The organism is Alteromonas sp. Cnat3-28, assembly GCF_022348265.1.
In the GTDB taxonomy this organism is placed as follows: domain Bacteria; phylum Pseudomonadota; class Gammaproteobacteria; order Enterobacterales; family Alteromonadaceae; genus Alteromonas; species Alteromonas macleodii.
This window is the reverse complement of sequence record NZ_JAKREY010000034.1, coordinates 1-14,016: the sequence shown is the minus strand read 5'-3', so window position 1 is coordinate 14,016 and position 14,016 is coordinate 1. Positions and strand designations below refer to the sequence as shown.

Sequence of the window (14,016 nt, the reverse complement as noted above, 5' to 3'; positions counted from 1 at the left end):
GACACTCTTAACGAGTGCCCACACAGATTGTCTTGTCTAAATTTTTAAAGAACATTCACTTGAAGCCGTTGCTTCTTAGTGACTCACCCTGTTCGAGTGAGGTGCGCATTATACGCTGGAAGTTTTCCTTGTCAACACTTTTTGAAAATTTATTTTCTGAAGCGTTTCTTCTAAACTCCCGTCTTTACTGGCCTATAAAGGTAGTAGAGACTTACTTCAAGAGGCTTGCTGTTTTGCTTTTCCCCCGAAGCGGATGCGCATTTTAGGGAAATGAGCGCTCACGTCAACACTTATTTTAAAAAAAGTGTCATATTCGTTTTGAACGCTCAAAATACCAACTATTTCCAGTATTTCAGCTTATTCCTTAACCTGAACTTGCGCCACAGGTTAAGCGGCTTAGCTTTTATCTTACCTTTATAGTTACTATTAAAGTCATCGACTGCATCTAAAATACGTTCGCAATTATGTCCATCTCTATAGGCTTCATGATAATGGGCAAAGTCATCAACCTCTTTCATTAATGATGCTGGTCGCGTTAATGCAGTTTCAATGGCATTTTCTACTTCGCTTACTTCTGTGACATTAAGTAAATGTTGTCCAGGGTTTGTATTGCGATAAGTGACAACAGGTTTGTTCATCATCATAAACTCTAAAATTATAGAGCTGCTGTCACACAACATGACATCTGATTGCTGAAAGTCTTCAAGACGCACATTATCGACAAAGGTAACGTTACTATATTCATCTGCCAGCGCACGATATCTATCTAATAGTGCTTGATCGTTGAGTTTGGGATGAAATGTTAAACGCCAATTCCATTTCTTTTCTTTCACTAACCTACTAATTGTATCGACAAGTACAGGAGCTGAGGTAATGCCTTTAGAAAAAGTGGTGGCGTAGAGAATAGTGGGAACATCGTTTTCCTTCTTATATGAAGAAAAGTAGTCATCCACTTTAGCCCAACCTGTTTGATACACTTTAAAAAACTGATGCTTTGCTTCAAGCTGCTTAAAATACTCTGTGCTACTTGGCCCCTGAGTACAGTACATATCAAACCACCCGCGAATAGAGAAGTGATCATCTGTAGCGCTACTCTTCTCCCCTCGCTTGCCAATCGGATAACCGTGAAAGACTGATACCTTTATACCTGGCAAAAAGTGATAGATGATATTTCCACACGCAAATATGGCTAAGGGGTTGTATTCAATAACATCATTAATAGTATGAAGGCGAATTTCATCAGGCTTCAATAGATCGGGACATTCTCCTTCCAAAAACCACGCTACTTCGTCACCTCTAGCTCTAATGGCCTCTTGTAGTGGTCTATAAATAGGATACGCATAGGAAAGGGCAGTGAAAAATACATAGCGCTTGGGCATTACAACGTCTCGATAAATTCTATTAGCAAACTACATTATCATTTTTCTCTTTGTGATTTACTACCCTCCTCTTCGCGTGTTGCAACGTAGGATAGTTATCTGATGCTTAAAGCATTACAGGTAGGCTCTGTAACCACCCTACTAGTACCAACTCATCGGCATTGCTGTTAGAGTTTGCGTAATTCACTTTCTGCGCAATTTATATGAGTGTGTAATGCATAAATCGATTGATAGTTTTAAAGGTGTTTCTCCTACATTAGGAAAGAATGTCTATGTTGATGGCTCGGCAAGAATCGTCGGTGATGTAGTTTTAGAAGATGATGCGAGTATTTGGCCGCTGGTTGCAGCTCGTGGCGACGTGAACAAAATTCGTATTGGTGCCCGTTCTAATATTCAAGATGGCAGTGTTTTACACGTTACCCGTAAATCTGAGAAAAACCCCAACGGCTTCCCACTTATTATTGGTGAGGACGTTACCGTTGGGCATAAGTGTATGCTGCACGGCTGCCAGTTGGGTAATCGAATTCTCGTTGGCATGGGCGCTATTGTAATGGATGGTGTTGTTGTTGAAGACGATGTGTTTATTGGTGCAGGTACATTAGTACCGCCGAACAAAAGGTTAGAAAGCGGATTTCTTTACGTGGGAAACCCCATGCAAAAGAAAAGGCCGCTCAACGACGCCGAAATGGCATTCCTGAAACAATCTGCCGTTAACTATGTTGTATTGAAAGATGAGTACCTTGAAGAAGCGAACTAGTTTCGCTTCTCACCTTGCTCAACGATAGCCCTGACACGTTTTACAATATCTGAAGTATCGGGGCGCTTTTGTGTCCATATGTAGAAAGCTTCAGCCGCTTGCTCAACCAGCATCCCTAATCCATCTATTTGCGTTTTGACACCAAGTTCGGCCGCATCTCTCATAAAGCGCGTGGGTGAGTTTTTATAAACCATGTCGTACACCACTTCACAGTTTTGTAAAACACCATCATTTAAACGGCACGGCAATTCATTGCTTAAACTGGCGGCTGTTGAATTAATAATAATATGAGGCGCAACATCTGCGATATCCTCAAGCGCGACCACCTGCACTTTAGCGTTAGAGGCAGCATTTACTACTTCCTCAGCTTTTGCTTTGGTTCTATTTGCAATGGTTAAAGAAGCGGCCCCTGCTTTTATTAACGGGGAGATTACGCCACGGGCTGCGCCGCCGGCACCAATAAGCAACACGCGCTTACCCTTAATTTCCACACCGCTGTTAAGCAGATCGTTTACCAGCCCTACACCATCAGTGTTGTATCCCCACACTTCACCGCTGTCACCATTCATTAGCGTATTAACAGCTTGTGCATCTTTGGCTGCTTGGTCATCTACCTTTGCCAAGTTGAATGCATCAAGCTTAAAAGGCATAGTGACGTTACAACCTACCGCGCCTTCCTGAGCTAAAAACGCGTTGGCGGCATCTACAAAACCATCTACTGGCGCAAGTATCTTTTCATAAGAAATCTTTTCTCCCACTTGTTCAGCAAACATTTGATGGATAGTTGGTGATAAACTCTGTGCAATAGGATTTCCGAATACAGCGAATTTTTTCATGGGAATACGAGACTTATTTAATATAAAGAAGAAAAGCGATAATCGTGCTTCGCAGAGTACACCATATGAACGTATAGGTGGAGAGGAGAAAGTACGGGAATTAGCAAATACGTTTTACGACATAATGGAAACCGATCCACTCGCCAATGAACTGCTAGCTATTCACCCCCAGCCATTAGACAGAATTCGCCACGTGTTCTTTCTCTATTTAAGTTTATGGCTTGGTGGTCCTGATGATTATCAGCAGCAGTATGGCCACCCGCGTCTGCGTGCACGCCACCTACCTTATACCGTAACACCGGAGTTAAAAGCGCAGTGGATGTATTGCATGCGAAAAGCCATGTTTAAAACGGTTGAAGATATCGCCTTAGCTCAACAGTTGATAGACGCACTTGATCAACTCGCCAATCACATGGTGAATACAAAATAAAAAAGCGCGTTGAAAGGATTAACCTTTTAACGCGCAACTCCCCTGTTACTGTCTACGCTCTTTATGGCGCATAAAGTAGTGCAATTGTGAAAGCCTAATAGTTAATAAGGCGTAGAACTAATAATTAGAATGTGTAACCCACCGATAAGGTATACACCCAAGGATCTATTTCAATATCACTTACCTTTCCAGCAGCATCACCCACTTTGAAGGTTGCTTCGGTATCTATATCAATGAATCGAACCGATGCATTGACATGCCATTTGGTATCAATTTGGTAATCCATTCCCACCTGTGCTGACAAGCCAAATGAATTATCAAGCGAAAGGTCGCTTAAGCCAGCTGTTTCATTCGCACCTGTAAACTCTTCATCAAAGATAAAGGTATAGTTGATACCTGCACCAATGTACGGCTGAAACGCAGAGCTGGCATCATTAAAATAGTAGTTTGCGGTAAGGGTAGGTGGAAGGTGCGTGACTTCTCCAAGCTGGTTACCCGTCCCTAACGGGTCAGCAACAGAAAAATTAACGTCGTGCTTAAAGGGCGTTGCGGCAAGCAGCTCAATATTAATATTGTCAGTAATAAAGTACGCTACGTTTAGACCTAGCTGAGTATCGTTATCGATATTAAGAGCCACGCCAAGATCAGTTCCACCCGCGACGATGTTAGACGTCGATTCGTCAGGAGCAACGGTCGTAAGACCGCCACGAACAATCCAGTCGCCCTGCTGGTGAGCGCTAGCTAAAGGTGAGAGTGCAGCAAGTGTAAGGCAAAGTGCAGATGCAGATAAAAAGTGTTTGCGCATGATGTGTCTCTTTTGTGTTTAACTAAGATGGCGCTACTTTACGCCTGTGGTTAAGAGAAACATTGATCCAGCGCAAGTTTGATAACTCACTGAAACACAGATGATATTCCACCTTGATGTAGATCAAAAAAAACGCCGCATTAACGTTAATACGGCGTTTTTTAGTCATTAAAGATGAAAGCTGCTATCGGCGGTCCGCGTAAGGATTTAAGCGCAGCCTTATTTAATAATTAATCACCAATCAGTAGGTTTTAACCAGTCTGTCAGCTTGGCTTCGGCGCTACCCGGTGCAGGTGTATAACAATACTCCCAGCGCGCGAGCGGCGGCATCGACATTAGAATTGATTCAGTACGCCCGCCGGTTTGCAGTCCAAATAAAGTGCCCCGGTCGAATACAAGGTTAAACTCAACGTAGCGGCCCCGGCGGTAAAGTTGGAAATCACGCTCTCTTTCGCCGAAATCGGTTTGCTTACGACGTTCAACAATAGGAACGTAAGCATCGATGAAGCCATTACCAACAGCCTGCATATATGCAAATGACTGTTCAAAGCCCCATTCATTCAGGTCGTCGAAGAATAAACCGCCCACTCCGCGAGTTTCATTGCGATGCTTTAAGTAAAAGTAGTCGTCGCACCACTTTTTGTACTTAGGGTAAACATCATCGCCAAACGGCTTACATAATTTTTTAGCAGTATCATGCCAGTGTAAAACGTCATCTTTAAACGGATAAAATGGCGTCAAGTCGAAGCCGCCGCCAAACCACCAGATAGGTGCCTCGTCCTCTTTTTCTGCAATGAAAAAGCGAACATTAGCATGTGACGTTGGGATATAAGGGTTATGTGGATGAATAACGAGTGATACACCCATTGCTTGAAAGTTTCTTCCCGCAAGCTCAGGCCGATTAGCCGTTGCTGAAGCCGGCATTTGACTGCCAAACACATGAGAAAAGTTAACGCCGCCTTGTTCAATCACCGCACCATTTTTTAGTACTCGAGAACGGCCACCGCCACCTTCTTCTCGCTGCCAGCTGTCTTCAACAAACTGGCCCTTACCATCGGCAAGTTCAAGGGTCTGGCAAATGGTGTCTTGCAGCCCTAGTAAATAGCTTTTTACTTGTTCTATTACTTCAGCGGCATTTTTACCGTCCAGTAATTCTGCTGATGTCATGCTCTTATTACCTCTGCTGTGTCACCATCGCGAATGGTACTGGGTTTAGTTGCACCGCCTACTTCTCCTTCAACATAGAAAACGGAATCAGCGAATACGGCTTTTGCTTCTTCAGTAGTGGTGGCTGGCGGTTGGCCGGTCAGGTTAGCGCTTGTAGAAACTAACGGTTTACCTAACTTGTTGCACAATTCCACTACTACAGGGTGATTAGTTACGCGCACCGCTATTTTACTATGCTTGCCGGTTAACCAAACTGGCGCAGATGACGACTTAGGTAATAGCCAAGTATTAGGGCCTGGCCAGCTCGAAAAAATATCGGTGCGTCTGTCAGGGCGAATGGCGTTGTCGTTAACATAAGGCAGTAGCTGACTGTAGTTTGCTGCAATCAATATCACGCCCTTTTCTACCGGTCGCTGTTTTATCTCTAACAGCGCATTTACAGCGGCTTCATTGTCGGGGTCACATCCGATGCCCATTACCGCTTCGGTTGGATAAACGATTAAACTGCCAGCTTGGAATGCGGCAACAACAGGGTCTACTTCAGGTGAGTTAGCCTCAACGGGGGTAAACGTGTTTACGTTCCCATTTTGGATATCAGACATGGTTTTAATCTCTACGTATAGTTCTTCTTTAGTTGTTCGTATAATTACTTTTTAAAGCCACAACTAGGCTGAGGACACTGTAAATGTCCCTTTTTGTCTATCAATACTCCCCAACCGCAGTCTGGGCAGCTTTCATTAACCGGCGTGAAATTTAGCACATATCGACATTGTGGATAATGGTTGCACGCAAAAAACTGTTTGCCATATTTGTTAGTACGCGAGATTAGATGCCCTTTCTTACACTTTGGACAATCCACCAAAGTATCTTCTTTTTCTTTAATGGGCTCTATGTGATGGCATGAAGGAAAATTGGTACAGCCGATAAACATGCCAAACCGCCCTTTCTTTATGGCTAAGTCGGATGCGCATTCAGGGCAGGCTACACCGTCTAAGGTTTTCAGTATGGTGGTTTGTTTATCGTGAAGTGGCTTACTAAAGCTACATTCCGGATAGCCCGTACACCCAATAAAAGGGCCGGATTTACTGTTCTTTATATGAAGAGGTTTACCGCACTCGGGGCAATCTCCGAAATTATCATCGAGAGCATGCTCGTGCGCTGAAAAGAGTGAATGGTCTATTTTAGACATGTATTGGACGTTAAGGCCTTAAACGCGCTGCAATTTCACAGCGCATTTTTAAGTAAAGATTCAAATACCAGTGACTACAACTGCATTAATGCAGAACACCATCTGGCTCTTCGAACAAAAGATCTTCCATTTGTGCGTAGGCTTTCTCTTTGCCAGGTACGTTGAATAGTACCATTAGCACAACCCACTTCAGGTCTTCCAAGCAAAATTCATTGGAATCAATTTCCATAACGCGATCTATAACCATTTCGCGTGTGGAGGCATCCAACACATTAACCTGTTCTAAGAACATAAGAAAACCGCGACATTCCACATCTAAACGCATTTGTTCTTCATGCGTGTAAATACGGCTTAAGCTAGTGCTAATACCTTTGCAAAAGTACGGTTTGATGTCCGTCTCTTGCAGTGCCGCTAACTTTTCTAACCATGCGAGGGCTTTATAAATCTCATCGTGATGAAATCCTGCGCGCACAAGCTCTTCCGTTAACTCGTCTTGGTCAACACGAATTTCCGTTTCACTGTGAATGAAGTTTTCAAACAGATACATGAGGATATCGAACATATTATTTTCCCCTCAATTTAACGTAACCACCAGGGACAGCGGCCACTAAACCACGCAACTCATATTCTAATAATGATGCCATTGCTTGCGATACAGATAAGGCATTGCGCTGGGCTATGACATCAATAGCGGTGATGTCATAATCCACACTAGCTAATAATTTATCGGTTGCCAAGCTATTCGCTGTACTTTTTTCGTTTTGCTCGTCAACATTCAAGCCTAGTTGTTCCGGCTGAACGCCAACTTCATCTAGAATATCGCTTATATTTGTTACTAATTTGGCGCCCTGTTGGATTAACCAGTGGCAACCTTCAGCGTAAACGTTAGCGATATTGCCTGGCACAGCGAATACTTCTCGCCCCATATCTGCGGCCAAATTCGCAGTTATCAAGGTGCCACTCTTAATTTTTGCCTCTACCACTAAGGTTCCAAGGGATAACGCTGCGATAATTCGATTTCGCCTTGGAAAATGCCAAGGCTTAGGTCCCTGCCCCGGAAAAAACTCTGTAACGGTGACACCTCCGTCATTGTTGATAGCTTCATAGAGCTTACTATTTTTAGCCGGATATACCTTTTCAGGTCCCGTACCCATTACCGCAATGGTTCCGGTGCTACCAGACAGGGCGCCTTGGTGTGCGGCGCTATCAATGCCCATGGCAAGGCCGCTCGTCACTACAACTCCGCTACTAGATAACCCATAAGCAATGTCGGTTGCGGTACGCTTACCCTGAAGGCTGGCCCTTCTGCTTCCCACTATAGCAATCTGTGGTTTTTGAAATAGCGCTTTGTTTCCCGTGGCAAATAGCGCGAGGGGCGGACTATCCAATTGCTTAAGTAATTCTGGATAGTGAGGCGATGACAACGGCACGATGTGTCTATTGTCGCTCGCTTGCAGCCAGTTTATTGCTGCATCAATAAGAGGCGGTGAAATGTTGTTGGTGAGTTGTTTAACCTCGTTAGGCAGCGAAGACGTGTTGCTGCCTAAATCGACAGTAGAAAGTTGATATTTTTCGAGAGCCTGTAGCCATAGTTTAGGTGAAACACGCTGAGCGGAAGCCAGCGCTATCCATGCTAATGCTTCGCTGTCTAACTGAGAAGATTGTGGTGCCATTATCGCTCCTAATGCGAGCGACAATGAACCATGCAACGTTTAAGGCTTGGCGACAATGAAGCCGCGCTTTATCCCCTTATTCGCTCGCGTAATTAATCCGTAACTTGCCGCATCAAATGTTTTAAACACAACAACTTCACCTACTTTAAGCGCGGGTTGCGATACTGTATCGATAAACCACTCACCACCAGTGTTAGCGCCGGGTTCATCTACATAGCGTGGACTTTCTTCGTCAATAATGGCTGGACCTTGTGAGTAGAGCCCCAGCACCGTACCTGGCGCTACTTCCATACTGCCTAAATCAAGAATGACAACGTCGTATTTGCCAAGTAAATCGTGATCATGCAAATCTCCAACTATTGCGCCTCGCTGCGAAGTAGCCGGAACAAGTTCAAAGCCTTCAGGATGTTCAAATCCACCCGCCATTAACTTATCACCGCGCTTAGCTTCTTGGTTCGCATCGTCGATGAAAAGCAACATCGTGTTGCTACCTTCATCTTTTTCCACTAGTGAAGCTGTTGAAACATGGGTAACTTGAATACCAAGGATTTCCCCATCAAGATTTCTAATCGTAGCGTGCTTTCTTACTACTCGGTACTGATCGTCGGTACTGAATTGTTGCTGGCTTAACACAAAATCATCAGACGCAAACCTTACGTTTCCATCCTGATTACCCAGCAATTTAGGTAGCGAAGCATAGCTTTCCTCGTCTAGCAGCATATGTTGTCTAATGAATGGAGAAATAGATGTCCACGACAACACATCAACAGGCTTCGGTTTTACTCGCTTATCGGTAGCCGGAGAAAGCTTATAGGAAGGTTTGTCGCGCTTTACACTTAATACAGGCTGCCCATCAACATACCCAACGACGATAACATCGCCCGGGTAAATAAGGTGTGGATTGTCGATTTGGGTGTTGGTTCGCCATAATTCAGGCCAGAGCCAAGGCTCGTTGAGAAAGACGTTAGCGATTGCCCATAGCGTGTCTCCACGCTTTACTGTGTAGGTTTCTGGCGCGCTCTCTTTTAGCTGCAGCGCAAAGGTAGGCAAAGAAAGCAGTGCACCTAAGATAAACAATGCTGCACGACGCGCGTAAATCAATCGCTTTTTCAAATTAACCACCTGCAAATTATTCACTGTCACTTATTGTTGATTTTTCAGACAATAGCACTATATCGGCATAACTAGGTATTCTAATAGGGTTTCGGTAAAAAACTGCACGAAACAGCCCGATATACGTTAGAATAGTAACTTAATAAGCACTGTAAAGTGTGCTGGCAATTAGATCGTATATGAATTTATACAGCGAAAAGGTGAAGTAAGCGAGAAATGGCAATTTTAGACGTATTAAGTTTTCCTGATGAACGTCTTCGCACGGTAGCTAAGCCGGTTGAAGAGGTTAACGACGAAATTAAACAATTGGTATCGGACATGTTCGAAACCATGAAAGACGAGAACGGTATTGGCCTTGCTGCAACGCAAGTTAACCGCCACGTTCAAGTTGTTGTAATGGACGTATCGGAAGATCAAAACGAGCCACGCGTATTTATTAACCCTGAAATCATTCGTAAAGATGGCTCCACGATTAGCGAAGAAGGCTGTTTATCAGTGCCGGGTAATTACGCGAAAGTTGAGCGCGCCGAAGCAATTACCGTAAAAGCGCTAGATCAGAATGGCGAAAGCTTTGAGTTGGATGCAGAAGGTTTGTTAGCGATTTGTATTCAGCACGAGCTGGATCATCTAAAAGGCAAATTGTTTATTGATTACCTTTCACCGCTTAAGCGCCAACGTATTCGTAAAAAGCTTGAGAAAGAAGCGCGTCTTGCTGCAAAAGCCTAAGGAATAACGTGACAACTCCATTGAAAGTGATTTTTGCCGGTACTCCGGATTTTGCAGCTAAACATCTATCAGCGTTACTCGAGAGCGAGCACGAAGTCATTGCTGTTTACACTCAGCCTGATAGACCCGCAGGGCGAGGTAAAAAGCTTACCGCCAGTCCGGTTAAAGTATTAGCAGAAGAAAACGCCATTCCAGTTTACCAGCCTCAGTCGCTTAAAGCTCAAGACGCTCAGGAAGAATTAGCCTCGCTCAATGCCGATTTAATGGTAGTTGTTGCTTATGGACTGATACTGCCTACCTCGGTGTTAAATGCACCTAAGCTAGGGTGCATTAACGTGCACGGCTCTATTCTGCCCAAGTGGCGAGGCGCGGCACCAATACAGCGTTCAATCTGGGCGGGTGACGCTGAGACCGGCGTAACCATAATGCAAATGGACGAAGGTTTAGATACGGGTGACATGCTTCACATAGCAACATTACCTATTACCTCTGAAGATACCAGCGCCACCTTATATGAAAAGCTAGCAGAGTTAGGACCACAAGCGTTGGTTGAGGTCGTTAATGAATTTGATCGTTACACGCCCACCAAACAAGACGACTCTCAAGCGACCTACGCGAAAAAGCTATCAAAAGAAGAAGCCCTGATTAATTGGGCAGACGATGCTGAGCAAATAGAGCGAAATATCCGCGCCTTCAACCCTTGGCCTGTAGCGTGGATGCAGGTCGAAGATCAGAACATTAAAGTATGGTCTGCCAGCGTTGTTCCTTTAAATAAAGGTGCCACGCCAGGTACGGTAATCAGTGCCAATAAAGAGGGCATTACTATCGCTACGGGACGCGATGCGCTTTGCATTACATCCCTTCAAATTCCTGGCAAAAAGGCGCTTCCAGCGTCAGACGTTATCAATGCTCGCCAAACGTGGTTTGAAGTGGGCCGTTGTCTGACACAAGCGGACTAAACGTGAAACAATTACCCCTTCCCAAACAAAAAAACCTGCGTGCAGATTGTGCGTGGGTCATCTATCAAATTTTAGAGCAAGGCAAGTCATCGCGTGAGTGCTTAGAACGCGTTCAGCGCAGACACAACGCCAAAGATAACGCATGGATTCAAGAGATGTCACTAGGGGTAATGCGTCGCCTTCCCCTTTTACAGCACTGGCTGCGCTCTTTGTTAGATAGGCCTCTAAAAGGCAACAAGAAAGTCATAGAACATCTTATTCTTCTTGGTTTGTACCAGCTTAATTTTTCCCGCGTTAGCAACCACGCAGCCGTTGGCGAAACCGTCGCCGCAGCATCTTATTTAAATGCCGCAGGGTTAAAAGGGTTAGTTAATGCGGTACTGCGTAATTTTCAGCGAGAGAACCTTGCAGACAAACCTGTAGACGACGCAATCATAAACAGCGGCTTGCCAAAGTGGTTGTTTAAGGCAATAGAGAACGCCTATGGTGACGACGCCGAGCAGGTTCGTAACGAAACGAATGCCATGGCCCCCATTTGGCTTCGTGTAAATAAGTTGCAAACATCGTTGGCAGCATTTACTCAGGCGTTAGATAAAGCAGGGGTTGAATATACCCTTAGCGCAGACCATGCTGATGCCGTAATTCTGACTAAGCGAGAAGACATTACTGCCCTGCCTGGTTTTGAAAAAGGTCACTTTGCGGTACAAGATGGGGCAGCGCAATTAGCTGCGCATTACCTAGAGCCTCAAGCGAACGAACGCATTCTAGACTGTTGCGCCGCACCAGGCGGAAAAACAGGGCACATTGTTGAGTCTGCACCTGATACACAGTACGTATTAGCGCTTGATGCTGATGCTACACGCCTAAAACGGGTAGAAGAAAACATGACTCGCCTTAAGCACACTGTCGATATCAAGCAAGGTGATGCAGCTAATCCTGATACCTGGTGGGACGGAAAGCCCTTCGACAGAATATTACTGGATGCCCCCTGCTCTGCTACCGGCGTGATTCGACGTCACCCAGATATTCGCTGGCTTCGAAAAGCCAATGACATCGACAATTTAGCACAGCTTCAACGGCGCATATTAGAAACATTGTGGGGTCTATTAAAGCCAAGCGGCACGCTGCTTTATGCGACATGTTCTATTTTGCCAAAAGAGAACATCGCGCAAATACAGCAGTTTCTCGCCGACACTCCAGATGCCTCGTTATCGCCCATAGTGAAAACAGAAACCGTTGATAAACCCGGGCGCCAGATAACGCCAGGAGAGCAACAAATGGATGGTTTCTATTATGCGAGGCTGGTAAAGTCAGTAGACTGAGTTCAATAGTTGTGCAACGTCACTCAGTTAAGACTTGCACGAATATGAAGGCAAAATAATAACGATGAAGATCATCATTTTAGGGGCCGGCCAAGTAGGCGGAACACTTGCTGAAAACTTAGTGGGTGAGAATAACGAAATAACGGTTATTGACTCTGACCCCACTATATTACGCGCACTTCAAGACCGTCTTGATTTACAAGTAGTAACAGGCGTGGGATCACACCCTGACGTGTTGCGTAAGGCCGGTGCGGAAGATGCAGATATGCTGATTGCCGTAACCAATAGTGATGAAAGCAATATGTTGGCCTGTCAGGTGGCCTACAGCCTATTTAAAACCCCCACTAAAATCGCTCGCGTACGCTCTGAACAGTACATCATTTACCAAGAGCAGCTATATAAGCAGCAAGACATTCCCGTTGACCACATTATCGCTCCTGAGCAGTTGGTAACTAAGGCCATCAAACGTCTTATCGACTACCCGGGTGCACTTCAGGTGGTTGAGTTTGCTGAAGGCAAAGCCAGCCTTGTTGCGGTTAAAGCCTATTACGGTGGCTTACTGGTAGGCCACGCGTTATCTGCGCTTAAAGACCACATGCCTAACGTTGAAACTCGGGTTGCTGCCATTTACCGACGCGGCCGCCCTATTCGCCCGTTAGGTACCACGGTTATTGAGGCCGATGATGAAGTGTTCTTTATTGCCGCTACCAAGCACATTCGCGCAGTAATGAGTGAGCTTCAAAAGCTCGAATCAAGCTACAAACGAATTATGATAGCCGGTGGTGGCTTGATTGGTGCAGGCCTAGCGAAAAAGTTAGAGCACAATCATAACGTTAAGCTTATTGAATACAGCCCAGAAAGGGCCAAATATTTATCTGCGAACTTAGATAAAACCATTGTATTTAGCGGTGACGCGTCTGACCCTGAATTGCTAAGTGAAGAAAACATCGAGCAAGTTGACGCTTTCATAGCCGTTACCAACGACGATGAAGCGAATATCATGTCAGCCATGCTGGCAAAGCGTATGGGTGCACAAAAAGCCATGGTGCTTATCCAGCGAAGTGCTTATGTGGACTTGGTGCAAGGCGGGGAGATAGATATCGCGTTTTCACCTCAGCAAGCTACTATCTCGGCGCTACTGACTCACGTACGTCGCGGTGACATTGTAAACGTGTACTCATTACGACGAGGTGCTGCCGAGGCTATTGAAGCGATAGCGCACGGTGATGAAAATACCTCTAAGGTGGTTGGCAAACAAATAGGCGATATTAAACTACCGCCAGGTACCACGATTGGGGCTATTGTTCGAGACGATCAGGTGATTATTGCTCACAGCGATACCAAGATTGAAGCAAACGACCATGTAATTTTGTTCTTGGTTGATAAGAAGTACATCAACGACGTGGAAAAGCTGTTCCAACCCAGCGCATTTTTCTTTGGCTAGCGCTTTTGCAAAGCGTCATAGGCGCCGCAAGATTAAAAGTTGAAGACATAAAAATAAAGGGCGATATTTATCGCCCTTTTTTTAGCTCGTGTCCCGTCCTGAAATACGTTGACATAAAGAGGATTTCTTTATGACAACTTCAAGTAATCAAAGACCTAAGCGTACACAGCGTGATTACACCTTAGCTTTTAAATTGGGTGTAGTTGAGCGTGTAGA

General features: G+C 44.9%; 16 protein-coding genes. 7 read left to right on the top strand and 9 right to left on the bottom strand.

From position 1 onward, the window contains the following. Positions 1 to 338: 338 nt before the first annotated feature. Positions 339 to 1,250 (bottom strand): UDP-N-acetylglucosamine 2-epimerase, encoded by a 912-nt coding sequence (locus tag MHM87_RS19265; protein ID WP_239260727.1) that lies wholly within the window; start codon positions 1,248 to 1,250, stop codon positions 339 to 341. Between the two features lie 343 nt (positions 1,251 to 1,593). Here MHM87_RS19265 and MHM87_RS19260 point away from each other — a divergent pair, with 343 nt between their 5' ends. Beyond that, positions 1,594 to 2,136, top strand: coding sequence for a gamma carbonic anhydrase family protein (locus tag MHM87_RS19260; protein ID WP_014947739.1), 543 nt, complete (start codon positions 1,594 to 1,596; stop codon positions 2,134 to 2,136). Here the strand turns inward: MHM87_RS19260 and aroE are convergent. Beyond that, positions 2,133 to 2,972: a shikimate dehydrogenase gene (aroE, locus tag MHM87_RS19255; RefSeq protein ID WP_039222347.1), complete on the bottom strand. Its 840-nt coding sequence runs from the start codon at positions 2,970 to 2,972 to the stop codon at positions 2,133 to 2,135. The genes MHM87_RS19260 and aroE overlap by 4 nt on opposite strands. On the opposite strand from aroE, the gene MHM87_RS19250 reads away from it, so the two are divergent. Continuing rightward, on the top strand, positions 2,971 to 3,402 hold the full coding sequence (locus MHM87_RS19250; RefSeq protein WP_014947737.1) for a group II truncated hemoglobin: 432 nt from the start codon (positions 2,971 to 2,973) through the stop codon (positions 3,400 to 3,402). The genes aroE and MHM87_RS19250 overlap by 2 nt on opposite strands. A gap of 124 nt (positions 3,403 to 3,526) precedes the next feature. Here the strand turns inward: MHM87_RS19250 and MHM87_RS19245 are convergent, their stop codons facing one another. The 7 genes from MHM87_RS19245 to MHM87_RS19215 all read right to left on the bottom strand — a co-directional run bounded on the left by MHM87_RS19245 (position 3,527) and on the right by MHM87_RS19215 (position 9,358). Continuing rightward, positions 3,527 to 4,207, bottom strand: coding sequence for an OmpW family outer membrane protein (locus MHM87_RS19245; protein WP_014947736.1), 681 nt, complete (start codon positions 4,205 to 4,207; stop codon positions 3,527 to 3,529). A 234-nt stretch (positions 4,208 to 4,441) separates the two neighbouring features. Continuing rightward, a complete protein-coding gene (gene hemF / locus MHM87_RS19240) occupies positions 4,442 to 5,374 on the bottom strand; it encodes an oxygen-dependent coproporphyrinogen oxidase (RefSeq protein ID WP_239260725.1) in 933 nt (310 codons plus the stop codon). Continuing rightward, positions 5,371 to 5,976 carry a Sua5/YciO/YrdC/YwlC family protein gene (locus tag MHM87_RS19235; protein ID WP_014947734.1) on the bottom strand — a complete coding sequence of 202 codons (606 nt, stop codon included), beginning with the start codon at positions 5,974 to 5,976 and terminating at the stop codon, positions 5,371 to 5,373. The genes hemF and MHM87_RS19235 overlap by 4 nt, the downstream gene beginning before the upstream one ends. A 44-nt stretch (positions 5,977 to 6,020) precedes the next feature. Then, entirely contained in the window at positions 6,021 to 6,563 is a 543-nt protein-coding gene (locus tag MHM87_RS19230) for a type I DNA topoisomerase (RefSeq protein ID WP_239260723.1), read from the bottom strand. Positions 6,564 to 6,648: 85 nt separating this feature from the next. After that, entirely contained in the window at positions 6,649 to 7,125 is a 477-nt protein-coding gene (locus MHM87_RS19225; RefSeq protein WP_014947732.1) for a DUF494 family protein, read from the bottom strand. A gap of 1 nt (position 7,126) precedes the next feature. Further along, positions 7,127 to 8,236 carry a DNA-processing protein DprA gene (dprA, locus tag MHM87_RS19220; protein WP_171337510.1) on the bottom strand — a complete coding sequence of 370 codons (1,110 nt, stop codon included), beginning with the start codon at positions 8,234 to 8,236 and terminating at the stop codon, positions 7,127 to 7,129. Between the two features lie 39 nt (positions 8,237 to 8,275). Next, positions 8,276 to 9,358: a LysM domain-containing protein gene (locus MHM87_RS19215; RefSeq protein WP_232306499.1), complete on the bottom strand. Its 1,083-nt coding sequence runs from the start codon at positions 9,356 to 9,358 to the stop codon at positions 8,276 to 8,278. A gap of 207 nt (positions 9,359 to 9,565) precedes the next feature. Between MHM87_RS19215 and def the strand changes: the two genes are divergently transcribed. From def to MHM87_RS19190, 5 genes are all read left to right on the top strand, one after another. After that, positions 9,566 to 10,075: a peptide deformylase gene (gene def / locus MHM87_RS19210; protein ID WP_014977863.1), complete on the top strand. Its 510-nt coding sequence runs from the start codon at positions 9,566 to 9,568 to the stop codon at positions 10,073 to 10,075. A gap of 8 nt (positions 10,076 to 10,083) precedes the next feature. After that, positions 10,084 to 11,034, top strand: coding sequence for a methionyl-tRNA formyltransferase (gene fmt / locus MHM87_RS19205; protein ID WP_239260721.1), 951 nt, complete (start codon positions 10,084 to 10,086; stop codon positions 11,032 to 11,034). A gap of 2 nt (positions 11,035 to 11,036) precedes the next feature. After that, positions 11,037 to 12,356 carry a 16S rRNA (cytosine(967)-C(5))-methyltransferase RsmB gene (gene rsmB, locus MHM87_RS19200; RefSeq protein ID WP_239260719.1) on the top strand — a complete coding sequence of 440 codons (1,320 nt, stop codon included), beginning with the start codon at positions 11,037 to 11,039 and terminating at the stop codon, positions 12,354 to 12,356. A gap of 64 nt (positions 12,357 to 12,420) precedes the next feature. Then, positions 12,421 to 13,800, top strand: a complete 1,380-nt coding sequence (gene trkA / locus MHM87_RS19195) for a Trk system potassium transporter TrkA (RefSeq protein ID WP_014947726.1) — start codon at positions 12,421 to 12,423, stop codon at positions 13,798 to 13,800. 130 nt (positions 13,801 to 13,930) lie between these two features. Further along, on the top strand, positions 13,931 to 14,016 hold an 86-nt coding region (locus tag MHM87_RS19190; RefSeq protein ID WP_081333992.1), incomplete at its 3' end, for a valyl-tRNA synthetase.

Bases quoted from the DNA above. Each gene is read 5' to 3' on its own strand.
- MHM87_RS19250 (WP_014947737.1), top strand. From the start codon at position 2,971: ATGGGAATACGAGACTTATTTAATATAAAGAAGAAAAGCGATAATCGT.
- MHM87_RS19230 (WP_239260723.1), bottom strand. From the start codon at position 6,563: ATGTCTAAAATAGACCATTCACTCTTTTCAGCGCACGAGCATGCTCTC.
- MHM87_RS19260 (WP_014947739.1), top strand. From the start codon at position 1,594: ATGCATAAATCGATTGATAGTTTTAAAGGTGTTTCTCCTACATTAGGA.
- trkA (WP_014947726.1), top strand. From the start codon at position 12,421: ATGAAGATCATCATTTTAGGGGCCGGCCAAGTAGGCGGAACACTTGCT.
- dprA (WP_171337510.1), bottom strand. From the start codon at position 8,236: ATGGCACCACAATCTTCTCAGTTAGACAGCGAAGCATTAGCATGGATA.
- def (WP_014977863.1), top strand. From the start codon at position 9,566: ATGGCAATTTTAGACGTATTAAGTTTTCCTGATGAACGTCTTCGCACG.
- MHM87_RS19235 (WP_014947734.1), bottom strand. From the start codon at position 5,976: ATGTCTGATATCCAAAATGGGAACGTAAACACGTTTACCCCCGTTGAG.
- hemF (WP_239260725.1), bottom strand. From the start codon at position 5,374: ATGACATCAGCAGAATTACTGGACGGTAAAAATGCCGCTGAAGTAATA.
- aroE (WP_039222347.1), bottom strand. From the start codon at position 2,972: ATGAAAAAATTCGCTGTATTCGGAAATCCTATTGCACAGAGTTTATCA.
- MHM87_RS19225 (WP_014947732.1), bottom strand. From the start codon at position 7,125: ATGTTCGATATCCTCATGTATCTGTTTGAAAACTTCATTCACAGTGAA.
- MHM87_RS19245 (WP_014947736.1), bottom strand. From the start codon at position 4,207: ATGCGCAAACACTTTTTATCTGCATCTGCACTTTGCCTTACACTTGCT.